The sequence below is a fragment of the Streptomyces sp. NPDC047085 genome (assembly GCF_040643735.1).
Taxonomy (GTDB): Bacteria; Actinomycetota; Actinomycetes; order Streptomycetales; family Streptomycetaceae; genus Streptomyces.
This window is the reverse complement of record NZ_JBEYUW010000002.1, coordinates 716,506-740,150: the sequence shown is the minus strand read 5'-3', so window position 1 is coordinate 740,150 and position 23,645 is coordinate 716,506. Positions and strand designations below refer to the sequence as shown.

The window sequence follows — 23,645 nt, the reverse complement described above, 5'->3', positions numbered from 1 at the left end:
GCCGGAGATCACTGCTCGCGCAGGGGGACGGACACGTACGACGGGTCGTCCGAGGGCGAGGAGAAGGTCAGCTGCGCGCCGGACGGGTTGTGCTCGATGTACAGCGGGTCGACCGTGTCGACGACCACCGCGAGGCGATGCCCGGCGGGGACGTCGTAGGCCGTGGAGAACAGGTCCAGGTCGACGCCGAACGGCTCGCCCGGCGTCCGCCCGTGCCAGGTGTAGGGCGCGTGGGTGACGAGCTTGCCGAAGCCGAGCGGGCCCACGTCGTACAGGTAGGCGACGAAGGTGCCGCTCTCCGCCGTCGGTGTGAGCGTCGTGTGCAGCCGGGCCGTGCCGCGCACCTGCTGGGCGGTGCCGTAGCGCTCCGACTGCCACACGGCCGCCCAGCGGCGCGGCAGCAGCGGGATCGAGGCCACCGGCGGGAGCTGGGCGATCTGGTCCAGGATGCTGGAGAGGAAGACGATCCCGCCGTCCGCGCCGGAGTCGACGTTCGCGTGGACGGTGGGGGAGCCGGCGAGCGCGATCTTCCGGTCGGTGGCCGCGACCGACTTCCAGTCCGGGTAGTCCTCGTAGCCGCCCGCGCTGCGCGACTTCAGCTGGACGGGCTGCTCGCGGTCGATGCCGTTGTCGACGCCCTTGAGGTAGTGGTCGAACCAGCGCCCGGTGTCCGTCCACACGTCGTTGGGCAGCCCGAACAGGCCGGTCAATTCGGCGGTGGCGTGGTCGCCGGGGCGCAGCTCCAGGCGCTTGGGGACGGTCAGCTTCTCGTAGAAGTCGGCGTACTGGTTCACCGGGAAGATCGTGTCGCCCCAGGCGTTGGCGAGCAGGACCGCGGCCCCGTTGCGGTTGAGCTGGTCGAGGTAGGTCGCCACCGACCGCTCGCGTCCCCAGTCGATCATCTCCTGTTCCCGGGAGAGGTCGGAGGCGTAGAAGCGGTCGAAGATCTGCCTCAGTTCGGGGCTCTCCCGGCCCGTGAGGACGCCCGCGCCGTCCAGCAGGGCGCCTGCCTGGACGTGCTGGGTGCGGCCCGAGTAGATCGAGGCGATCAGGTCGGCCCAGCCGCTGAGCGCCGCGACGGCCTTGATGCGCTTGTCGTGCGCGGCGGCGAGCAGGCTGATCCCGGCGCCGTAGGAGACGCCGGCCATGCCGATGTGCTCGGGGTCCGCCGGGGTGTGCGCGAGCGCCCAGTCGATCACCTTGGAGGCGTCCGCCGTGTCGGGCGGACCCGCCACTTCTATCTGGCCGCCGGACTGCCAGAACCCCCGCACGTTGTAGGTGAGCACGACGTACCCGGAGTCGGCGAGCTTCTGCGCCTGGGCGAGATACTCCACCTGCGGCAGGCCCCAGCTCGTGGGCAGCACGATCAGCGGGTACGCGCGCGAGCCGTCGGCGCCCGCGGGCGTGACGACGTTCGCCTTCAGTACGGTGCCGCCGTCGCCGGTGATGTCCACGAACCGGACGGACGGGGCGGCGGCCTGGGCGGCCGGTGCCAGACCGACGACGGTGCCGGCGATCAGCGCCGCCGAGACGACGCCGACGGCGGAGGTGCGCAGGGTGGTGCGGGCATGTGCCACGGGTCACTCCTCACTGGTTCCAGTTCAAAGTGACCCGACAGTAACCGCGCGACCTTACCGCAAGTAACCCGTCAGTAAGTTACGCACCGGTAAAGGTTTTTATGACTGCGCAGGTTCCGGTTCCGGTTCCGGCAGCGGCGTCCGCGCGACCCGTGTCACGTCCGCCACCACCTCCACCACGTCCGGCCCGTACGCACCCGAGTTGACCACCTTGAGCAGCAGGACGAAGGAGCCGGTGCCGTGCTTGCGGCGCAGCCGCTCGTGGTGACGGGCGAGATAGCGGGTCGCGGCCTGGTTGGTGATCGCGCGCTGGCCGCAGAAGAGGAACACCGGCCGGGACGCACCCTGCCCGTCCGCCGTGAGCCGGGCCAGCAGCGCGTACTCGCTCCGGCCGCGCTCCATGCGGTACTCGTCCGCGCCGATCTGGAGCGCGCCCAGCTCCGGACCGGCGTCGGTCTCGACGTTCATCCGCACACCCGGCAGCAGCGAGGAGAGGTGGGCCGCCGTCCGGCGGTTCGAATAGGGCCCGCCGACGCAGAACTCCGTCCGTTCGCCGAAGCCCTGTTGGGTGGCGTCGTGCCCCACCACCCGGGCGTGCGCCCCGCATTCCTTGACGATGGCGGACAGTTCCAGCAGGGCGAACACGTCGTACCGACTCACCGACAGCTCCGGTCCGCCCGCCTTCTGGTTGACCACGAGCATCGACTCCGAGTTGTCCGGCAGCCCGAAGAACGCCTGCTTGCGCCGCAGCCTGCGCCGCCACAGATAGGTACGGGCGAGCCAGCCCAGCGCGGCACTGACGCCGGCCGCTATGACCCCCAGGACGATATTGCGCACGTCGTCGTTCATGGCCGCGCATGCTAGCGGGCCCCGGCGACCGGTACGTACCGCTGTTCGATCTGTGACGTTCGTGTGGCAGGTGACTCGGGCACCCTGTCGGTACCGCCGGTAGTCTGGTTACGCTGCGCGGACGGTTCCGACGGGAGGTTCGTATGGGTCGTCCTGGCACGCGGAAACTGGCTGTTCTGGCGGTCTCGGCCGCGGTGGTGACGGTGGGAGCGGCGGCCCCGCCCGCCGCGCAGGGCAACGCCCCCGCGAAGGTCCCCGTCGCGGTCGGCTACGGCGGCGCGGTCGCGAGCGTCGACGCGGACGCCTCGGCCGCCGGCATCGAGGTGCTCAGACAGGGCGGCAACGCGGTCGACGCGGCCGTGGCCACCGCCGCCGCGCTCGGCGTCACCGAGCCCTACTCGGCCGGCATCGGCGGAGGCGGCTACTTCGTCTACTACGACGCCAAGTCCCGTACGGTGCACACCATCGACGGCCGCGAGACCGCGCCGCTCACCGCCGGCCCCGACCTGTTCACGGAGAACGGCAAGCCGCTCGCCTTCGCCGACGCCGTCAGCAGCGGCCTCAGCGTCGGCACCCCGGGCACGCCCGCCACCTGGCAGGCGGCACTGGACGCATGGGGCAGCCGACGGCTCGGCACGGTCCTCAGACCCGCCGAGCGGATCGCCCGCGACGGCTTCACCGTGGACGACACCTTCCGCTCGCAGACCGCCTCCAACGAGACCCGGTTCCGCTACTTCCCCGACACCGCCAAGCTGTTCCTGCCGAACGGGCAGCTCCCCGTCGTCGGCTCCACCTTCAAGAACCCCGACCTGGCCCGCACTTACGAGGAACTGGCCCGCAAGGGCGTCGGCGCGATCTACCACGGCGACCTCGGCGACGACATCGTCGACACCGTCAACAAGCCGCCGGTGGACCCCGGTTCGGGCTGGAACGCCCGCCCCGGCAAGCTGACCGAGAAGGACCTGGCCGCCTACGACGCCAAGTTCCAGAACCCCACCAGGACCTCGTACCGCGGCCTGAACGTCTACTCCATCGCGCCCTCCTCCTCGGGCGGCACCACCGTCGGTGAGGCCCTCAACATCCTGGAGAAGACGGACCTTTCGAAGGCGAGCGACGTCCAGTACCTGCACCACTTCATCGAAGCCAGCCGGATCGCCTTCGCCGACCGCGGGCGCTGGGTCGGCGACCCCGCCTTCGAGGACGTGCCGACCAAGGAACTTCTCTCCCAGCGGTACGCCGACTCGCGCGCCTGCCTGATCAAGGACGACGCGGTCCTCACCAGCCCGCTCGCCCCCGGCGACCCGCGCGACCCCGCCGCCTGCCCCACCGGCGGCACGGCGGCCCCGACGACGTACGAGGGCGAGAACACCACCCACCTCACCGTGGCCGACAAGTGGGGCAACGTCGTCGCCTACACGCTCACCATCGAGCAGACCGGCGGCAGCGGCATCACCGTGCCCGGCCGCGGCTTCCTGCTCAACAACGAGCTGACCGACTTCTCCTTCGCCCCGGCCAACCCGGCCGTGCACGACCCGAACCTGCCCGGCCCGGGCAAGCGGCCGCGCTCGTCGATCTCCCCGACCATCGTCCTCGACCGGCACAACAGGCCCGTGGTGGCGGTCGGTTCCCCCGGCGGAGCGACCATCATCACCACCGTGCTGGGGACTCTCACCGGCTTCCTCGACCGGCGTCTGCCGCTGGTCGACGCCATCGCCGCACCCCGCGCCAGCCAGCGCAACGCGGCCCAGACCGAACTCGAACCCGGGCTGTACAACAGCGACCTGAGGAAGCAGCTGGAAGCCATCGGGCACAGCTTCAAGCTCAACCCCGAGATCGGCGCCGCGACCGGCGTCCAGCGGCTGCCGGACGGCAGGTGGCTGGCCGCCGCCGAGAAGGTACGGCGCGGCGGCGGCTCGGCGATGGTGGTGGACCCGACGCCGTAGACGTCACGCCTCAGGCCGGCGCCCCAGTCACAGCTCGGCCGGGGCCGTGGTCACAGCTCGGCAGGGGACGGCGGCTGGGTTTCCCGCACCCGGAAGTCCAGCTGCCCCTCCTTCACGTCGACGGTCACATGGCCGCCCTCGGAGATCGTGCCGTTCAGCAGCAGCCGCGACAGCTGGTTGTCGACCTCGCGCTGGATGGTGCGGCGCAGCGGACGGGCGCCGTACTCCGGCTGGTAGCCGTGCTCGGCCAGCCAGTCGACGGCCGCCTCGGTGAAGTCCACCGTGACGCCCTGGCCGTCCAGCAGCCGACGGGTGCCCTCCAGCAACAGGTTGGTGATCCGCCGCAGTTGCTCGCCGGTGAGCTGCCGGAAGACCACGATCTCGTCGATGCGGTTGAGGAACTCCGGCCGGAAGTGCTCCCGCAGCGGCCGCAGGATCCGCTCCTGCCGCGCCTCCTCGTCGGCCTCCGCGTCACCCGGCCCGAAACCGATCCCGCCACCGCGCCGGATGATCGCCTCGGAGCCGAGATTGCTCGTCATCACGATGACCGTGTTGGTGAAGTCCACCGTGCGGCCCTGGGAGTCGGTCAGCCGGCCGTCGTCCAGGACCTGGAGCAGGATGTTGAAGACGTCCGGGTGCGCCTTCTCCACCTCGTCGAGCAGCAGCAGCGAGTACGGGTGCCTGCGCACCACCTCGGTCAGCTGCCCGGCCTCCTCGTGCCCGACGTACCCGGGCGGGGCGCCCACCAGCCGGGAGACCGTGTGCCGCTCCTGGTACTCGCTCATGTCGAGGCGGACCATGCGCTCCTCGCTGCCGAACAGGGCCTCGGCGAGGGCGCGGGCCAGCTCGGTCTTGCCGACACCGGTCGGGCCGAGGAAGAGGAAGCTGCCGATCGGCCGGTCCGGGCTGGACAGCCCCGCCCGGGACCGCAGCACCGCGTCGGCCACCACGCTCACCGCCGCGTCCTGGCCGACCACCCGCTGGTGCAGGTGCTCCTCCAGGCCGAGCAGCCGCTCCTTCTCCTCCTGGGTCAGCCGGCTGACCGGCACGCCGGTCTGCCGCGACACCACCTCGGCGATGGCCTCCGCCGTCACCTCCAGGTGCTGCCCCTCGTCGGCCTCGTCCTCGTCGCTGGCGTCCGCGATCCGCTCCTTCAGCCCGCAGATCCGGTCGCGCAGCTGTGTGGCCTGCTCGTACTGCTCGTCGGCGACCGCCTGGTCCTTGTCCCGGACCAGTTGCTCCAGCTCGCGCTCCATCGCGCGTACGTCCGTGCCCTTCGTCTTCGAGCTGAGCCGCACCCGCGCGCCGGCCTGGTCGATCAGGTCGATCGCCTTGTCCGGCAGCCGCCGGTCGGTGAGATAGCGGTCCGACAGCTCCACGGCGGCCACCAGCGCCTCGTCCGTGTAGCGGACCTGGTGGTGGGCCTCGTACCGGTCGCGCAGCCCGCGCAGGATCGCGATGGTGTCCTCGACGGTCGGCTCGGGCACCAGGATCGGCTGGAACCGGCGGGCCAGCGCCGCGTCCTTCTCGATGCGCCGGTACTCCTCGAGCGTCGTCGCGCCCACGATGTGCAGCTCGCCCCGGGCGAGCGCCGGCTTGAGGATGTTGCCCGCGTCCATCGCGCCGCCCTCGCCGCCCGCACCGGCGCCGACGACGGTGTGCAGCTCGTCGATGAAGACGATCAGCTGCCCGGAGTGCGCGCGGATCTCCTCCACGATGTTGTTCAGGCGTTCCTCGAAGTCGCCCCGGAAACGGGTGCCCGCGACGACCCCGGTCAGGTCCAGGGCCACGACCCTGCGCCCGGCGAGTATGTCCGGGATGTCACTGTCCACGATCCGCTGCGCGAGCCCTTCCACGATGGCCGTCTTGCCGACACCCGCGTCGCCGATCAGCACGGGGTTGTTCTTGCCGCGCCGGGACAGCACTTCGATCGTCTGCTCGATCTCCGTGTCACGGCCGATCACCGGGTCGATACGGCCCTGCCGGGCCAGGTCCGTCAGATCCCGGCCGTACTTGTCGAGCGTCGGCGTGGAGGTGGGCCGCGGGCGCTCCGTGCGGACCGGGACGGCCTCGGCGGTCTCGGGCGGCAGCTTGCCCGTCGAGAACCGGGCCGCGTGCAGGATGTGCCCGGCCGCCGAGTCCGGGTTCGCGGCCAGCGCGCTCAGCACGTGCTCCGGGCCGATGTATCCGGCGCCGCTCGCCCGCGCCAGCTCGTGCGCGTCCAGCAGGGCCCGCTTGACCGCAGGGGTGAGCGACAACGAGGTCGGCGGCGGCCCCTCGCCCGGCTGGTACTGGACGGGGCCCGCACGGCCGTCGATCTCCGTCGCCATCGAGTCCGGGTCCGCGCCGGACCGGCTGAGCAGGCTCCGAGTGGGCTCGGCCGACAGCGCCGCGCGCAGCAGGTGCTGGGTGTCCAGGTCCCGGCTGCCGTGTTCGGCCGCGTACTGCGCGGCACCTCTGACCAGCTCGCGGGCCGGCTGGCTGAGCAGGCGGCCGATGTCGATGTGGCGCGGGCCGGGCTGTCCGGGCGTGGCGCCGGTTCCGCCGAAGAAGCGGGCGAAAAACTCTCCGAAGGGGTCGCCCTCCGGGCCGAGGTAGCCGCTGGTCATCGTTTCCGTCCTTCGCAGACGATGTGCGGAGCGGCCGTGGTCCCGGGATGGCCGCTCATGCCACGATGACACGATCCGTTGGCCGGGGCATGTTCGCCCACGGGGGTGGGGGCTTGGTCCGTCGCGCGAGCGGGTTGTCCGTGGTTGCTCGCGCCCCTGCGGCGCAGCCGCATATCGGTACGGCCCCGCCCCCCTTACGGGGTTTCTCGTGCCGTGAGGATGCGGGGGCCGTCCTCTGTGATGGCCACCGTGTGTTCGGCGTGGGCCGCGCGGGAGCCGTCGCTGGTGCGCAGGGTCCAGCCGTCGGAGGCCTCGTAGTAGGCGTTCTTGCCGCTCGCGATCAGCATGGGCTCGATCGCCAGGACCATGCCGTGGCGCAGGGGGACACCGCGGCCGGGGCGGCCCTCGTTGGGGACCTCGGGGTCCTCGTGCATGCTGCGGCCCACGCCGTGGCCGCCGAAGCCGGACGGGATGCCGTAGCCGGCCGTGCGGCAGACCCGGCCGACGGCGTACGCGATGTCGCCGATGCGGTTGCCCACGACGGCCGCCTCGATGCCCGCCGCCAGGGCACGCTCGGCGGTCTCGACGAGGCGCAGGTCGGCGGGCCGGGGGCGGCCCACCACGAAGCTGATCGCCGAGTCGCCGACCCAGCCGTCCAGGCTCGCGCCGCAGTCGATGGAGACCAGGTCGCCGTCGCGCAGCCGGTAGCGGTCGGGGATGCCGTGCACGATCGCGTCGTTCACCGAGGCGCAGATCACCGCCGGGAAGGGGGTCGGGGCGAAGGAGGGGCGGTAGCCGAGGAACGGGGACGACGCTCCGGCCTCGCGCAGCACCTCCCGCGCGACCTCGTCCAGCTCCAGCAGGGAGACGCCGACGGCGGCGGCCTGCCGTACGGCCGTCAGGGCCCGCCCGACGACCTGGCCCGCCGCGTGCATCGCGTCGATCGACGAATCCGTCTTCAGCTCCATCATGCCAATTACTATACCGGTATTAGAATGGGCGTCATGGTGCGCACCCCTCTCACCCCCGAAGAGCGCGAACGCGGCGAGCGGCTCGGACGGCTGCTGCGCGAGGCGCGCGGCGGCCGGAGCATGGCCGACGTGGCCGCCCAGGCGGGCATCTCCGCCGAGACGCTCCGTAAGATCGAGACCGGGCGGGCGCCGACCCCGGCGTTCTTCACCGTGGCCGCGCTGGCCGGAGCGCTGGGGCTGTCCATGGATGAACTGGTGGCCCGGTGCGTGCTGGTGGGCGTGTGAGCCCGGCGCGAGGGGGACGTCGTACGCGCTGAGCGGGCTGCGCGCACCGGGACCGGGACCGCGCCATGAGTACCTCGCCCACTTCCCGAAAACCGTGCGTAGCCGAGCCGTAACACAACTCGTGTTGCCTACCGACCGGAGTGCTGACAGTCGGGCGGGAGCGTCGGTCGATGGCTGTGGATCAACTGCCTGGTCGGGTAAGGGAGTTCGCCAACTACCTGGACGGCCTTCTGGCGCGTCTGGATCAGGGTTCGGGCTGGTGCGCGGTCTTCTGGCAGCGCGACCCGGACGGCATGCGCGCCTGCCTCGACGGGGACGAGATGCCCCCGTGGGACGTGTTGGAGGCGCTGCTGCAGGATCTCGCGGCGGCGTACGGCACCGCCGCGGCGACGGCCGAGCGGGAACGGGCCCGCGCGCTGCACACGGCCGCGCTCTCGGCGTACGACGCCCGGCCCGGCGCCCGGGACGCCCTGGGCGACCACCTCGACGTCATGCTCCGCGAACAGCGCTACGCCGTCGAACGCCAGGCCGGGCTGAACCGCCTGATCGCCGCGGCACCCTCCCGGGAGGACGCCGAGGCCCTGCGCCTCGACCTCGCCTGGGCCCAGGACGACCAGCGACGCGCCGCCGCCCGTTGCGCCGAACTCCGGTCACGGATCGCCGAGGTGGACCGCAGGACCGCGGCGGCGCCGGTCCGCGACGCGCGCGTCACGGGTGGCACGCGTGACGTGGGTGACAGGGGTGAGTGGGCCGGTGGAGGGAGTGCGGGAGGAGCGCCCGGGCTGCGGGGCGCGGGCGGAGACGCGTTCGGCGCCTCCGGAGCGGCGGGTGCCGACGACCGCGGGGCAGGGCCGGGGACGTCCCTCGCCTCCGGAGGCCCTGCCGGCAATGCTCTTCACGTTGCCGAATGGCCCGCCGGGCCGGGCGCTCCCCACGGTGCGGGCAAAACCGTGCGGACCCCTGGGCAGACCGCCCCGGGAGCGCCCCGCGCCGTCGGGAGCCCCGCTGCCGCCGCCCAGGACGGCTCGTTCACGTCTCCCTCGTCAGGCGCCGCTCCCGGCCACGCCCCCGCACCCGAAGAAACGCCCGCGCCCACACCGCCACCCGGCAAACCGCGCAAGCGCCGTCGGGGGAGTGCCCGGTTCGCCGGGATGGCCGAGGACGCGGCGGGGCCGGCCGTGACGCCGCCGGTGGGCGGCGCGGAGGCGGGGGCTTCGGCCGGGGAGGGGCGTCGTAGCCCGCGAGGAGCGCGGTTCGCGGGGGCGCAGGTGGCGGCCGAGCGGGGGCGTCCGCGCGTGGAGGCGGCGGATGCCGGGGCGGGGCCGGCCGTGGCCGAGGTGGTGGAGCGACTGGTGCGGCTCCGGGGGGAGGGGCGCACCGGTGAGGCGCATGTGCTGCTCGTCGAGGCCGCGCACTGGCCCGCCGGGCGCTTCCCGCTGCTCGCCGACGGACTTGAGCGGGCCGGGCTGGGGGCGGACTGGGCCACGCTGCTGTGGGAGGCCGCCTCGCTGCCGGCCGACCGGCTGGTGGCCGCAGCCGACGCCCTGGAGGCGGCAGGAAGGGCGGGCGACGGACAGCAGATGCTGCGGCAGGGCGTGGCCCGGCCGGCCGAGGAGATCGGCGCGGCCGTGCTGGGGCTGGACGGGGAGGGGCGGGCGCGCGAGGTGCGGGCCCTGCTGGACGCCTACGTCCGCGTCCGCACCCCGGAGCAGGCCGCCCGCTGCGCCGCCGCCGACCCGCACCGCATGGTTCCGCTGCTGCTGGAGGCCGCCCAGGGTGTCTCCATGGAGCGCCACTGGGACCTGGTGCACGCCCTCCGCGTCGCCGGCCTCACCACCTGACCAACCCCCGCGTCCGCCCCCGCACTCACCCTAAGGAGTGCGAAACGGGATCGACTCAGCGGGTTAACGACGATGGTCTTGGCAAGGACCTTCACGAGGCATACTTTCGTCCCTCTACGGGCCGTTTCTACGGGCGTAGAGGCTCGGACGTCGCGTCGAAGGAGCAGCTCATGGCCAACGTCGTACGTGCCGCACTGGTCCAGGCCACGTGGACCGGCGACACCGAGTCCATGGTGGCGAAACACGAGGAGCACGCCCGCGAGGCGGCCCGCCGGGGTGCGAAGATCATCGGATTCCAGGAGGTCTTCAACTCCCCCTACTTCTGCCAGGTCCAGGAGCCGGAGCACTACCGCTGGGCCGAGCCGGTGCCCGACGGGCCGACGGTGCGCCGGATGCGGGACCTCGCGCGCGAGACCGGCATGGTGATCGTCGTACCGGTCTTCGAGGTCGAGCAGTCCGGCTTCTACTACAACACCGCCGCCGTGATCGACGCCGACGGCAGCTACCTCGGCAAGTACCGCAAGCACCACATCCCCCAGGTCAAGGGCTTCTGGGAGAAGTACTACTTCAAACCCGGCAACCTGGGATGGCCCGTGTTCGACACGGCCGTCGGCAAGGTGGGCGTCTACATCTGCTACGACCGGCACTTCCCGGAGGGCTGGCGGCAACTAGGGCTGAACGGCGCACAGTTGGTCTACAACCCGTCCGCCACGCATCGAGGCCTGTCCTCGTACCTGTGGCAGCTGGAGCAGCCCGCCGCGGCAGTCGCCAACGAGTACTTCGTCGCCGCCATCAACCGGGTGGGCCAGGAGGAGTACGGGGACAACGACTTCTACGGCACCTCGTACTTCGTCGACCCGCGCGGACAGTTCGTCGGCGACGTCGCCAGCGACAAGGCCGAGGAACTCCTCGTCCGCGACCTGGACTTCGACCTCATCGAGGAAGTGCGGCAGCAGTGGGCCTTCTACCGCGACCGCCGCCCCGACGCCTACGAAGGGCTGGTGCAGCCGTGAACGACCTCTTCGACCGCCACCGCAGGGTCCTGCCCGACTGGCTCGCCCTCTACTACGAGACGCCGCTGGAGATCACCCACGGCGAGGGCCGGTACGTCTGGGACTCCGCGGGCAACCGCTACCTGGACTTCTTCGGCGGCATCCTCACCACCATGACCGCGCACGCCCTGCCCGAGGTGACCAAGGCGGTCAGTGAGCAGGCCGGCCGGATCATCCACTCCTCGACCCTCTACCTCAACCGGCCGATGGTCGAACTGGCCGAGCGCATCGCCCAGTTGAGCGGCATCCCGGACGCCCGGGTCTTCTTCACCACCTCCGGCACGGAGGCCAACGACACCGCGCTGCTGCTCGCCACCACCTACCGGCGCAGCAACACGGTCCTGGCCATGCGCAACAGCTACCACGGCCGCTCCTTCAGCGCGGTCGGCATCACCGGCAACCGCGGCTGGTCCCCGACCTCCCTGTCCCCGCTGCAGACCCTGTACGTCCACGGCGGCGTCCGCACCCGGGGCCCCTTCGCCGACCTCGACGACCGTGCCTTCGTCGACGCCTGCGTGGCGGACCTGAAGGACATCGTCGGCCAGACCCGGCCCCCCGCCGCGCTGATCGCCGAACCCATCCAGGGTGTCGGCGGCTTCACCTCGCCCCCCGACGGACTGTACGCGGCCTTCCGCGAGGTGCTGAACGCCCACGGGATCCTGTGGATCGCCGACGAGGTGCAGACAGGCTGGGGCCGCACCGGCGACCACTTCTGGGGCTGGCAGGCGCACGACCGGAACGGCCCGCCGGACATCGTCACCTTCGCCAAGGGCATCGGCAACGGCATGTCCATCGGCGGGGTGATCGCCCGCGCCGAGATCATGAACTGCCTGGACGCCAACAGCATCTCGACGTTCGGCGGCACCCAGATCACCATGGCCGGCGGCCTCGCCAACCTCGCCTACCTCGTGGAACACGACCTCCAGGGCAACGCCCGGCGGGTCGGCGGACTGCTCATCGAACGGCTCCGCGCCGTCGCCGCCCAGCTGCCGGGCGTGCGGGAGGTGCGCGGGCGCGGACTGATGATCGGTGTCGAGCTGGTCAAACCCGGGACGGACGAGGCCGATCCGCAGGCGGCGTCGGCCGTCCTGGAGGCGGCCCGCGAAGGCGGCCTGCTCGTCGGCAAGGGCGGCGGCCATGACACGAGTGCTCTGCGCATCGCCCCGCCGCTGTCGTTGACGGTCGCGGAGGCGGAGGAGGGCGCGGCGATCCTCGAACACGCGTTGAGGAGCGCGTACTAGGGCCTGTCTTCCGGATCAGGCCGGCTCGTGCCGACCGAGCTTCCTGGCGGAGCCGAGCGGGGTCTGGTGCGTGCAGCTGCAAGGCGGAGGAGGGAGTCGACGCGGAGCGTCGGCGAGTGACGACAACGCCGCAGATGTGCGTGCCAGGGCCCGCGACTCCGGCAAGATCCGGAAGACAGGTCCTAGGCAACACGCGCCGTCAGGGAACACGTACGAGAGAACGAGGTCCACGGCCATGACCACCACCTCGGAGTCCCGCCCGGCCGCCCCGCCGCCGCTCGAACCCGCCCTCTCGGTCCGGCAGGTGCTCACCCTGGAGCGCGTGCAGGCCGGGGAGCCCGAGGTGGTGGCCGGGGCCGGGCAGCTCGACCGGCCGGTGCGCTGGGTGCACGTCGCCGAGGCCGCCGACGTCGGTGTGATGCTCAGCGGCGGCGAGATGGTGCTCACCACCGGTGTGCTGCTCGCCGGTGACGAGGCCAAGCAGGCCGAGTACATCCAGTCCCTGTACCGGGCGGAGGCCGCAGCCGTCGTCCTCGGGCTCGGCCGGGCGTTCCCGGCGCCGCCCGAGGTGATGCGCCGGGCCGCCGAGCGGTGCGGGCTGCCCCTGGTCGTCCTGCACCGGCCCTTCCCCTTCGCCGAGCTGACGGAGGAGGTCCAGTCCCGGCTGGTGCGGCGGAAGTTCGCCGCCGTCAGCCTGTCGGAGACCGTACGGACGGCGCTCACCGGCCTGATCACCGCGGGCGCTCCGCTGCAGCGGCTGCTCGACGAGGTCGCCCAGCACAGCGGCTGCCCGGTCGTCGTCACCAACCTCGCCCACCGCGTCCTCGCCACGGCGGGGGAGCGGTCCGCGGTGGACGACGTGCTGCGCGACTGGGAGCGCATCGCCCGGCAGGCCGGCGGCGGCGAGGGCGACGGCTGGATCCGCGCCGAGCTGGGCGGGCGCGGGGAGCACTGGGGCCGGCTGCTGCTGTGCGGGTACCGGGGCGAGACGGCGACCGGGAGGCTGCTCGCCGACCGGGCCGCCGAGGCCCTCGTCCTGCACCGCATGCTCGGTGGCGGCTCCGCCCACACCTGGGAGGAGCAGTCCGCGCAGGGCCTGCTGACCGACCTCGTCTCCGGCGTCGTACCGGCCCGGCAGCTGCTGCCCCGGGCGCGCGCGGCCGGGCTGCCGGTGAACCGGCGGACCTTCGTGCCCCTCGTCGTCCCGGGCGGTGATCCGGGACAACTGGAGCGGACACTGCGGGTGCTGGGGCTGTCCGGGCTGGTGGCCGAGCTGGCCGAGGAGGCCACCGCCGTGCTGCTCAGCCTCGCCCGCGACCAGCAGGCCGAGGCCCTGACGGCGCACTTCGCGGCGCGGCTGCGCACCCAGACCGGGGCGCCGCACACGGTGGTCGCCGCCGCCGATCCCCGTACCGACTGGGACGACGTGCCGGCCGGGCTGCGCGAGGCACGGCACGTCGCCGACGCCGTGGCCGACTCGTCCGCCGTCCTCGACCTGCCGCCCGTCGTACGGCTGCGGGACGTGCATCTGCGGGGACTGATCCGGCTGTTGCGCGACGACCCGCACGTGCAGTCCTTCGCCGAGCGCGAGTTGGACGGGCTGCTGTGCGAGGCCGACCCGGAGCTGTTCAACGTGCTGCGCACCTACCTGGCGACCGGGCGCAACAAGTCCCGTACCGCCCAGCTCCACCACGTCTCCCGGCCCGCCCTCTACCGCCGCCTGGAGGCGATACAGGCACGGCTGGGCGTCGACCTCGACGACTTCGAGCAGGCGGCCTCCGTCCACATCGCGCTCCTCGCGCACGACGCGCAACAGGGGTGAAACATGCCACGACCTGGGAAAACGGTGGTGAAACATGGGCTCGGCGACGCGTGACACGGTGGCACGCCCACGGCCCGGGGACGTGACACGCTGCCACTCAACCGGCGCCGCCGGACTTCCTAGGCTCACCGCACACCCAGCTACCGGAGGTCCCGATGAGCCGAGTGATCCGTGCCGCCCTCTTCCAGACCGCCTGGACCGGCGACAAGGAATCCATGATCCAGGTCCACGAGCAGGCGGCGCGCGACGCGGCCGCACAGGGCGCCCAAGTCCTCTGCTTCCAGGAGCTGTTCTACGGCCCCTACTTCTGCCAGGTCCAGGACAAGGCCTTCTACGAGTACGCCGAGCGGATCCCGGACGGCCCGACCGTCCAGCGCTTCCGGGCCCTCGCGCGGGAACTGGGCCTCGTCCTCGTCCTGCCCATGTACGAGGAGGAGCAGCCGGGCGTCCTCTACAACACCGCCGCCGTGATCGACGCGGACGGTTCCTACCTCGGCAAGTACCGCAAGACCCACATCCCCCAGGTCCAGGGATTCTGGGAGAAGTTCTACTTCCGCCCGGGCAACAGCGGCTGGCCCGTCTTCGACACGGCCGTGGGCCGGATCGGCGTCTACATCTGCTACGACCGCCACTTCCCGGAAGGCTGGCGGGCGTTGGGCCTGGCCGGTGCCGAGATCGTCTTCAACCCCTCGGCCACCTCCCGGGGCCTGTCCCGCTACCTGTGGCAGCTGGAGCAGCCGGCGGCAGCCGTCGCCAACGAGTACTTCGTCGGCGCGATCAACCGGGTCGGCGTGGAGGACCTGGGCGACAACGACTTCTACGGCACGACCTACTTCGTGGACCCGGAGGCCCAGTTCGTCGGCGAGGTGGCGAGCGACAAGGAGACCGAACTCGTCGTGCGCGACCTCGACCTGGCCAAGCTGCGCGAGGTCCGGGACCGCTGGCAGTTCTACCGCGACCGGGCGCCGGGGGCGTACACGCCGCTGACCGCGCCCTGATCGACCTGATCGCACCGACCGCACCGTCCACCCCGGGAGGAGAGGGAACCCCGTGAGCAGCCGTACCGTCATCCGCGGTGGTCTCGTCATCACCGCGTCCGACGAGATCCACGCCGACGTCCTGATCGAGGACGGCCGCATCGCCGCCCTCGCCGCCACCGGCACGCCCGCCGCCGAGGCGTTCGGCGCCGAGCGGGTCATCGACGCCACCGGGAAGTACGTCATCCCGGGCGGCGTCGACGCCCACACGCACATGGAGCTGCCGTTCGGCGGCACCTTCGCCTCCGACACCTTCGAGACCGGCACCCGGGCCGCCGCCTGGGGCGGGACGACCACGATCGTCGACTTCGCGGTGCAGAGCGTCGGACACACCCTGCGCGAGGGCCTGGACACCTGGCACGCCAAGGCCGAGGGCAACTGCGCGATCGACTACGCCTTCCACATGATCGTCTCCGATGTGAACGACGAGACGCTCAAGGAGATGGACCTGCTGATCGAGGAGGGCGTGACCTCGTTCAAGCAGTTCATGGCGTACCCGGGCGTCTTCTACTCCGACGACGGCCAGATCCTGCGCGCCATGCAGCGCTCCGCCGAGAACGGCGGCCTGATCATGATGCACGCCGAGAACGGCATCGCGATCGACGTCCTCGTGGAGCAGGCGCTGGCCCGGGGCGAGACCGACCCCCGCTACCACGGCGAGGTCCGCAAGGCCCTGCTGGAGGCCGAGGCCACCCACCGCGCCATCCGGCTCGCCCAGGTCGCCGGCGCGCCCCTGTACGTCGTGCACGTCTCGGCCATGGAAGCGGTCGCCGAGCTGGCGCGGGCGCGGGACGAGGGGCTGAACGTCTTCGGCGAGACCTGCCCGCAGTACCTGTTCCTGTCCACCGACAACCTTGCCGAGCCCGACTTCGAAGGTGCCAAGTACGTGTGCAGTACGCCCCTGCGGCCCAAGGAGCACCAGGCCAAGCTCTGGCAGGGCCTGCGCACCAACGATCTCCAGGTCGTCTCCACCGACCACTGCCCCTTCTGCTTCGTCGGCCAGAAGGAGCTGGGCCGCGGCGACTTCTCCAAGATCCCCAACGGTCTGCCCGGCGTCGAGAACCGCATGGACCTGCTGCACCAGGCCGTCGTCGACGGGCACATCTCCCGCCGCCGCTGGATCGAGATCGCCTGCGCCACCCCGGCCCGCATGTTCGGCCTGTACCCGAAGAAGGGCACCATCGCGCCGGGCGCCGACGCCGACGTCGTGATCTACGACCCGCACGCCGAGCAGGTCATGTCCGCCGAGACCCATCACATGAACGTCGACTACTCGGCGTACGAGGGCAGGCGGACCACCGGCCGGGTCGAGACCGTCCTCTCGCGCGGCGAACCCGTCATCACCGAGCGGGCGTACACCGGACACGCCGGGCACGGCGTCTACACCCCGCGCTCCACCTGTCAGTACCTCAACTAGGAGTGGCGCCCATGGACTTCGGACTCGTCCTGCAGACCGACCCGCCGGCCTCCCGCGTCATCAGCCTGATGAAACGGGCCGAGCGCAACGGCTTCAGCTACGGCTGGACCTTCGACTCCGCCGTGCTGTGGCAGGAGCCGTTCGTGATCTACAGCCAGATCCTGGCGAACACCACCAGGTTGAAGGTCGGCCCGATGGTCACCAACCCGGGGACCCGCACCTGGGAGGTCACCGCCTCCACCTTCGCCACCCTCAACGACATGTTCGGCAACCGCACCGTCTGCGGCATCGGCCGCGGCGACTCCGCCATGCGGGTCGCCGGCCGCAAGCCCAACACCCTGGCCCGGATCAGCGAGGCCATGAAGGTTATCCGCGCCCTCGGCCGGGGCGAGTCGGCCGACCTCGGCGGCGGCACGGTCGTCCGGTTCCCCTGGATCAGGCCGGGCGCCGAACTCCCCGTGTGGATGGCCGCGTACGGCCCCAAGGCGCTCAAGATGACCGGCGAGGAGGCCGACGGGTTCATCCTCCAGCTGTCCGACCTGTATCTCACCGAGTACATGGTCAAGGCCGTGAAGGACGCGGCCGTGGCCGCCGGACGCGATCCGTCGGACATCACCGTCTGCGTCGCCGCGCCCGCCTACGTCACCGAGGACGACTCGCCCGAGGCGCTCGCCCACGCGCGCGACCAGTGCCGGTGGTTCGGCGGGATGGTCGGCAACCACGTGGCCGACCTGGTCGCCAAGTACGGCGAGCACTCCGCCCAGGTGCCCGACGAACTCACCGACTACATCAAGGCCCGTGAGGGGTACGACTACTCCCACCACGGCCGGGCCGACAACCCCGACACCGCGTTCGTGCCCGACGAGATCGTCGACCGGTTCTGCGTCATCGGACCGGCCGAGAAGCACATCGAGAAGTTGAACGCGCTGCGCGAGCTGGGCGTCGACCAGTTCGCCGTGTACGACATGCACGACGCCCAGGAAGCCACCATCGACGCCTACGGCACGACGGTGATCCCGGCCGTCAACGCCTGACCGCAGCACACCGGTTGATCTCCCCCTTCCCGCCGTCCCGGGAAGGGGGTCCAGGGCGCACCGTGTTGATTCATCGGGACGCGCACCCCCCATCGGAGCCACCGCACGGCCTCTCCCCGTCCCACCCCACTTCGATTGGCCTGCTCATGACCGACACCGCTCCCACGGCCATACCGCCGTCCGCTCAAGTCACCCTCGCCGACGGCCGGGTGGAGATCGCCCCCGGTTCGCCGGGGCCCAGCGGCCCCTACGCCAACGAGGACCTGCTCCCCGTCCCCGTGGCGAAGCGCACCTGGACGACGTACAACTTCTCCGCGCTGTGGGTCGGCATGGCCCACAACACGGCCTCCTGGACCCTGGCGTCCGGGCTGATCGCGGTGGGCATGGACTGGAAGCAGGCCGTGTTCACCATCGCCCTCGCCAACCTGATCGTGCTCGTGCCGATGCTCCTCACCGGGCACGCGGGCCCCAAGTACGGCATCCCGTTCCCGGTCTTCGCCCGCGCCTCCTTCGGGGTGCGTGGCGCCAACCTCCCCGCTGTCGTACGGGCGTTGGTGGCGTGCGGCTGGTTCGGCATCCAGACCTGGATCGGCGGCGAGGCCATCTACTTCCTCGCCGGGAAGCTGATCGGCGGCAGCTGGTCGAACGCCTCGCACATCGGCGGCTACGCCTGGACCATGTGGCTGTCGTTCGCGATCTTCTGGGCCATCCAGCTCGCCATCATCTACCGGGGCATGGAGACCATCCGCCGGTTCGAGAACTGGGCCGCGCCGTTCGTGCTCGTCGGCGCCTTCGTGATGCTGTGGTGGATGAGCAGCAAGGCCGGCGGCGTCGGCCCGCTGTTCGACCAGCCGTCCAAGCTCGGCTGGGGCGGCGACTTCTGGAAGCTGTTCTGGCCGTCCCTCATGGGCATGATCGGCTTCTGGTCGACGCTGTCGCTGAACATCCCCGACTTCACCCGCTACGGCAAGAGCCAGAAGGCCCAGACCTGGGGCCAGGCCCTCGGCCTGCCGACCACGATGACCCTCTTCGCCTTCCTCTCCGTGCTCGTCACCTCCGGCTCGCAGGCGGTGTACGGCCAGCCCGTCTGGGACCCGGTCCAGCTCGCCGCCAAGACGGACAACGTGGTCGGCCTGCTCTACGCCCTGGTCACCGTGCTGGTGGCGACCCTCTCCGTGAACATCGCGGCCAACCTGGTCTCGCCGGCCTTCGACTTCTCCAACGTCGCGCCCCGCAAGGTGAGTTTCCGCACCGGCGCGCTGATCACCGCCGTCCTCGCCGTGCTGATCTTCCCCTGGAAGCTGTACTCCGACCCGCAGGGCTACATCTTCACCTGGCTCGGCCTGGTCGGCGGCCTGCTCGGCACGGTCGCGGGCATTCTCGTCGCCGACTACTGGATCCTGCGCCGCACCCGCCTCGTCCTCGCCGACCTGTACCGCGCGGGCGGCCGCTACTGGTACTCGGGCGGCTGGAACTGGCGGGCCGTCGTCGCCTTCGTGGTCGGCGGCGTCCTCGCCATCGGCGGCGCCGACTTCCATCCCCTGATCGACGGCCGCCCCGTCCCTGCCCTCAAGTCCCTCGCCGACTACGGCTGGGCCGTGGGCCTCGGCACCTCCCTGGTGCTCTACCTGACCCTGACCCTGCTGACCGGCCGCAGGCAGGAGCCCGCGCAGACGGGATGAGGGAGAGCCTCCCCCCGGGACACCCCGGCAGCCGTGAGCTGCCGGGGCCTCGGCGTTCTGCCACTGGAGGCGCTTCTCGGCCGGCCGATGGGCGCTCCCCCCGGTCAGCCGGACGCGCCGCTCCCCAGTGCCGCCACCGCGCCCTTCGCGGCCTTGATCGCGCCCTTGTTGATCTCGTCGGTGCTGGGGGCCTTCTTCGTGTCGAAGTCGCTGCCGCTGTAGGTGACGATGACCAGGGCGTTGGAGACGCGGGCCAGCACCATGCCCTCGCGGGTCTGCTGCTTGTCCTCGGTGGTGAGGTTCACGACGGAGTAGCCGGCGTCGCCGAGCCCCGGGACCGAGCCGCCGCCGCTCTTGTCGGCGACGCGCTGCTCGTACTCCTTCGTCGCCTTCTCGTCCGAGTCGGTGAGCTCGAAGGAGACGTCCAGCCAGCGGTAGTCGTAGCCCTTGAGGGCGTTCCACGAGCAGGTGCGGCGCAGCTTGGTGTCCGTCGAGGGGATCTCCTTGCCCTCGGTCTTCGCCCCGGGCACCAGGGACTTGACCGTCGCCACGGGTACGCCGGTGCAGGGCGCGGGCGCGGTGGTGAACGTCTTCGACGTGCTGGTGGAGGAGGGCTCGGAGGCCGAGTTCGTGGTCGTTCGACCGTCCTGCCGGTGCGCGGCGTCGGTCGGCGTGGCCGGACCCGAGGACAGGGCCCAGCCGGCGCAGGCGAGCACGGCGACCGGGGTCAGACGCGCGATGAGGGCGAGCGGCAGAGGAAGAGAACGCACGGCGCAGCTCTCGTGGGGGAGGGGGTGCGGAAGGGGGTCCGCAGGGTGGACGGGGACGACAGTGTCACACGACTCCGCGTGGGGCGGAAGTGAAAACGCGCTGCGTGCCCGCGCGGTGACGCAGGCCCACGAGAGATGCCCCGAGGGTCCCTTTTGGTGTTCTTGTCGCGGGGGTTCGGGTCGCGCCTCCCGCTCCGCATGCCGCCGCCGACGGCAGCCGGTCAGGCGACGCCATCGTTCCGCAGCCAGGTCCGGCTCCCGAACGAGGTGCAGGACCGCGCCGCGTCGACGGCCGCCCGGGCCAGGCACGAGGTGAACCAGTCACCGTCCTCCGGACCGGTCCGGGAGGCGAACTGATGGCAGAGGGAACCGTGGAAGACGTCACCGGCGCCGAGCGTGTCGACCACCTCGACCGCCGGCGCCGGCACCTCACCGCTTGCGCCGGGGCCGCGCCAGGCGATCGGCGCCTCCCCGTGCGTCACCGCGGTCCACCGCACGCCGTACGCCGCGAGACGGCCGAAGACATCCGCGTCGGTACGACAGCCGGGCGGGCGGAAGTCGGCGGAGCAGACGGCCACGTCGACGTGCGGCAGCAACTCCTCGAACGAGGGACGCCAGCGGCCGCCGTCGAGCACCGTGCGCCGCCCGAGGCGCCGCGCGGCCTCGGCCGCCGCCCGGGCGAGCGGCGGATGGTGACCGTCGATCAGGACCACATCGCTGTGCTCCACGAGCGCGGCCAGCCCGTCCGGCACCTCGATGTCGCCGGCCCCGGAGGTGTACGCGATCACGGCGCGGTCTCCGTGGCCGCCGCTGACAGCGATGGACGCCACGGTCGGCGGCTCGTCGCGGTGCGGGCTCGCGTCCTCGATCCGCACTCCGTGTTCGGAGAGATCCGAGCGGATGATCTCGGCGAGCCGGTGCCGGCCGACCGCCGTCACGAGCGTGGCGGAGCCGCCCAGGTGGGCGAACGTCACGGCGGCGTTGGCCGCGGGCCCTCCGGCCGCCAGGGCCTGCGCGGTGGCGTCGACCTTCTCGTTCGGCGTCGGCATGCGGTCGACGGCGTGGATGACATCGATCGTCGCGAGACCGACGAACAGCCCCGAGGGCGCGCTGTGGTTCGTGTTCATGGCAGTACGAAACCTCTCACCCGTCAGGAGGGAGCCTCCCCGCCCTCGGCCGTGGGCCGCGGGCGGGCCGTTCCGTCGGCGGGGCGGGCCCAGACTTCCCGGCGCCGGGACTCGTCCTCCTGGGCCAGGCGGCGCAGGACGGCGAGGACCGGTTCGAGGAGCAGGACGACGACGGCCGCGTGCTCGGCCAGCTTGAGGCGGTCCTCGATGCCCTCCAGCCGGTCGAGGTCGAGCTTGGCGGCGGAGGCGGCCAGTTCGGCGTAGGGCCTCAGCTCCTCGGTGCTGTACTCGACGCCGAGGCGGTTGAGGTCCATGAGGCTCGCGGCGAGCGCGCGGCGGTGCGGCGAGTCCGCGGAGATGTCCCAGCCCATGGCGTCCAGCAGTCGGTCGACCTGCGGTGCCTGCTCGTCGACAGCGTCCGTCTCCGCGGCGTCGACGGGGGTCGGCAGGGCGTAGTGCACGACTCCGAGCGTGGCGAGCGGGTCGAGGGGCTGGTCGAGCGCCGCGACGATCTCACGCGTGGCCGCGATGGACAGCCCGCCACGGGACGTCAGCGCGCGGATCAGGCGCAGGCGCTGGACGTGCTCGTCGCCGTACAGGGTCAGGGTCGCTCCGAGCGGCCGGCCGGGCGGCAGCAGGCCTTCCCGCAAGTAGTACTTGATCGTCCCCACCGGTGTCCCGGTCAGGCGGCTCAGGTCGGAGATCCTCATGCGCTCACTCGCTCGAACGGTTCTGTGCGTTCCGTGTGGTCTGTGTGTGATCAGTCTCCCAGGTCCCCGGTTGGACGGGCGCTGCTGGATAGTGCCAGTATCGAGCTGGAAAGTGAAGCTTTCCGGCCGACCTCGAAAGTCCGACCGACCTCGAAAACCGGAGCACCATGCCAGTCGCCCGACCCCCTGAGACCAGGCGCCCCGAGCAGGCCCCTGCCGAGACCCCCCGCTTCGGGAGGCGTGATGCATAGGCCGGCCCACGCGCTCCGTACCAGCGCTCGCGGGCTGCTGCGCCGGAAGAGCCTGTGGCTGCCGTCGGCCGCGATCCTCGGGGTGCTCTCCTTCGTCCTCTCCCTCCTCTACCTGGGGGCGAACGACAACCCGGCCGGCTCGATGAAGAACCTGCCGATCGCCCTGGTCGACGCGGACAGGGGCACCCACGTCGCCGGCCGGAGGATCGACCTCGGCAAGCAGGTCACCGCGCGGATCACGCGCTCCGCCGAGCTGAAGAGCAAGGTCACCTGGAAGGTCGTCGACCGCCGCACCGCCGACGACCTCATGGGCAACGACAAGGTGTTCGGCGCGCTCGTCGTCCCACGCGACTTCTCCGCCTCCGTGGCCGCCCTCGCCGGCCCGCCCCAGCGCCACCCGCACCCGCCGACCATGACGGTGCTGACCAACCCGGGCGCCGGCAGCTTCGGCTCCAACATGGCCGCCGAGATCAACCGCGAGATCGTCCGGAAGACCTCCGCCCAGGTGGGCGAGCAGCTCACCGCGCAGCTCGCCCAGCAGGCGAAACCGCAGGCCAAGGAGCAGGCCAGGATGCAGGGCGGCGGGATGCGGGCCGAGAAGCAGGCCGAGAAGGAGGCCAAGAAGCGAGCTGCCGCACCGGGTGCCGCCGCCGCGCAGCTGATGATCGCCGATCCGATCAAGGCCGAGGTCCGGCAGGGGCACCACCTCGGCGACCACAGCGGCCTCGGGCTGAGCGCCTTTTTCTACACGCTCGTGCTCGTCCTCGGCGGCATGCTGGGCGCCAACGTGATCCACACCCAGGTGGACACGGCGCTCGGATACGTCGCCAACGACAAGGGCCCGTACCGCGTCCTCGCGCCCGCCCAGCGCATCAGCCGCGTACGCCACTTCGCCGTCGGCTCGGTGCTCATGGTCGTCCTGTCGATGCTGACGTCCGCACTGGCCATGGCGGCGGCCGTGGGCGTCATCGGCATCGACGCCTCCCACCTGCCGCTGCTGTGGATCTTCGGCACGTGCGCCACGGCCGCGATGGGTCTCACCGCCCTGGCCCTGCTGGCCGCGTTCGGCACGCCTGGCCCGATCGTCTCCATGCTGGTCCTGATCGGCCTGGCCATCCCGTCCGCCGGCGGCACCGTGCCGCTGCAGGCGCTGCCGCCCTTCTACCGCTTCCTGGCCACCTTCGAGCCCTTCCGGCAGGTGGTCGACGGCGTCCGGTCCATCCTCTACTTCGACGCGCGGACCGACGCCGGACTCGGCCGCGCCTGGACGATGACCGGCATCGGCTTCGCCGTCGCCCTGGTGCTCGGCTTTGCCGTCACCCTCCTCTACGACGGCAAGGGCCTGCACCGCTTCGCGCTGCACGCGAAGGAACCGGACCCCGTCCCGGTCCCGGCGGTCTGAACCGGGCGGGGCAGCGGGAGCGGGG

At 71.7% G+C, this 23,645-nt stretch carries 18 protein-coding genes; 11 read left to right on the top strand and 7 right to left on the bottom strand.

From position 1 onward, the window contains the following. Positions 1-8: 8 nt before the first annotated feature. Both ABZ865_RS08930 and ABZ865_RS08925 read right to left on the bottom strand, forming a co-directional pair. The gene (locus ABZ865_RS08930; RefSeq protein ID WP_361226134.1) at positions 9-1,577 is read right to left on the bottom strand and encodes a CocE/NonD family hydrolase; all 1,569 of its coding nucleotides are present in this window, start codon (positions 1,575-1,577) and stop codon (positions 9-11) included. Positions 1,578-1,676: 99 nt separating this feature from the next. Then, positions 1,677-2,426 carry a hypothetical protein gene (locus ABZ865_RS08925; protein ID WP_361226131.1) on the bottom strand — a complete coding sequence of 250 codons (750 nt, stop codon included), beginning with the start codon at positions 2,424-2,426 and terminating at the stop codon, positions 1,677-1,679. Positions 2,427-2,569: 143 nt separating this feature from the next. On the opposite strand from ABZ865_RS08925, the gene ggt reads away from it, so the two are divergent. Then, entirely contained in the window at positions 2,570-4,369 is a 1,800-nt protein-coding gene (ggt, locus tag ABZ865_RS08920) for a gamma-glutamyltransferase (RefSeq protein ID WP_361226129.1), read from the top strand. 50 nt (positions 4,370-4,419) lie between these two features. Here ggt and ABZ865_RS08915 read toward each other — a convergent pair whose 3' ends face one another. Next, the gene (locus ABZ865_RS08915; RefSeq protein WP_361226126.1) at positions 4,420-6,978 is read right to left on the bottom strand and encodes an ATP-dependent Clp protease ATP-binding subunit; all 2,559 of its coding nucleotides are present in this window, start codon (positions 6,976-6,978) and stop codon (positions 4,420-4,422) included. A 194-nt stretch (positions 6,979-7,172) separates the two neighbouring features. Beyond that, positions 7,173-7,949: a type I methionyl aminopeptidase gene (map, locus tag ABZ865_RS08910; RefSeq protein WP_361226123.1), complete on the bottom strand. Its 777-nt coding sequence runs from the start codon at positions 7,947-7,949 to the stop codon at positions 7,173-7,175. 33 nt (positions 7,950-7,982) lie between these two features. Between map and ABZ865_RS08905 the strand changes: the two genes are divergently transcribed. The 9 genes from ABZ865_RS08905 (at position 7,983) to ABZ865_RS08865 (ending at position 19,360) form a co-directional block, all read left to right on the top strand. Further along, the gene (locus tag ABZ865_RS08905; protein ID WP_361226120.1) at positions 7,983-8,234 is read left to right on the top strand and encodes a helix-turn-helix transcriptional regulator; all 252 of its coding nucleotides are present in this window, start codon (positions 7,983-7,985) and stop codon (positions 8,232-8,234) included. Between the two features lie 170 nt (positions 8,235-8,404). Then, positions 8,405-10,075, top strand: a complete 1,671-nt coding sequence (locus tag ABZ865_RS08900; protein ID WP_361226117.1) for a hypothetical protein — start codon at positions 8,405-8,407, stop codon at positions 10,073-10,075. Positions 10,076-10,245: 170 nt separating this feature from the next. Next, positions 10,246-11,088 (top strand): nitrilase-related carbon-nitrogen hydrolase, encoded by an 843-nt coding sequence (locus ABZ865_RS08895; protein WP_361226114.1) that lies wholly within the window; start codon positions 10,246-10,248, stop codon positions 11,086-11,088. After that, positions 11,085-12,368, top strand: a complete 1,284-nt coding sequence (locus ABZ865_RS08890; protein WP_361226111.1) for an aspartate aminotransferase family protein — start codon at positions 11,085-11,087, stop codon at positions 12,366-12,368. The genes ABZ865_RS08895 and ABZ865_RS08890 overlap by 4 nt, the downstream gene beginning before the upstream one ends. A 235-nt stretch (positions 12,369-12,603) precedes the next feature. Further along, on the top strand, positions 12,604-14,190 hold the full coding sequence (locus ABZ865_RS08885; RefSeq protein WP_361226108.1) for a PucR family transcriptional regulator ligand-binding domain-containing protein: 1,587 nt from the start codon (positions 12,604-12,606) through the stop codon (positions 14,188-14,190). Between the two features lie 155 nt (positions 14,191-14,345). Beyond that, positions 14,346-15,188 carry a nitrilase-related carbon-nitrogen hydrolase gene (locus tag ABZ865_RS08880; RefSeq protein WP_361226106.1) on the top strand — a complete coding sequence of 281 codons (843 nt, stop codon included), beginning with the start codon at positions 14,346-14,348 and terminating at the stop codon, positions 15,186-15,188. Between the two features lie 52 nt (positions 15,189-15,240). Next, a complete protein-coding gene (gene hydA, locus ABZ865_RS08875) occupies positions 15,241-16,644 on the top strand; it encodes a dihydropyrimidinase (protein WP_361226103.1) in 1,404 nt (467 codons plus the stop codon). A gap of 11 nt (positions 16,645-16,655) precedes the next feature. Next, entirely contained in the window at positions 16,656-17,678 is a 1,023-nt protein-coding gene (locus ABZ865_RS08870; protein ID WP_361226100.1) for a TIGR03842 family LLM class F420-dependent oxidoreductase, read from the top strand. A 146-nt stretch (positions 17,679-17,824) separates the two neighbouring features. Further along, positions 17,825-19,360: an NCS1 family nucleobase:cation symporter-1 gene (locus ABZ865_RS08865; RefSeq protein WP_361226097.1), complete on the top strand. Its 1,536-nt coding sequence runs from the start codon at positions 17,825-17,827 to the stop codon at positions 19,358-19,360. A 104-nt stretch (positions 19,361-19,464) separates the two neighbouring features. On the opposite strand, the gene ABZ865_RS08860 is transcribed toward ABZ865_RS08865, so the two are convergent. The 3 genes from ABZ865_RS08860 to ABZ865_RS08850 form a co-directional block, all read right to left on the bottom strand. Beyond that, entirely contained in the window at positions 19,465-20,130 is a 666-nt protein-coding gene (locus ABZ865_RS08860; RefSeq protein ID WP_361226093.1) for a hypothetical protein, read from the bottom strand. 221 nt (positions 20,131-20,351) lie between these two features. Further along, positions 20,352-21,257 (bottom strand): PfkB family carbohydrate kinase, encoded by a 906-nt coding sequence (locus ABZ865_RS08855; protein ID WP_361226091.1) that lies wholly within the window; start codon positions 21,255-21,257, stop codon positions 20,352-20,354. Positions 21,258-21,280: 23 nt separating this feature from the next. After that, complete coding sequence (locus ABZ865_RS08850; RefSeq protein ID WP_361226088.1) at positions 21,281-21,967, bottom strand: MerR family transcriptional regulator; 687 nt, start codon at positions 21,965-21,967, stop codon at positions 21,281-21,283. 243 nt (positions 21,968-22,210) lie between these two features. Between ABZ865_RS08850 and ABZ865_RS08845 the strand changes: the two genes are divergently transcribed. Continuing rightward, positions 22,211-23,620, top strand: coding sequence for a DUF3533 domain-containing protein (locus ABZ865_RS08845; protein ID WP_361226085.1), 1,410 nt, complete (start codon positions 22,211-22,213; stop codon positions 23,618-23,620). The last annotated feature ends 25 nt before the right edge of the window (positions 23,621-23,645 follow it).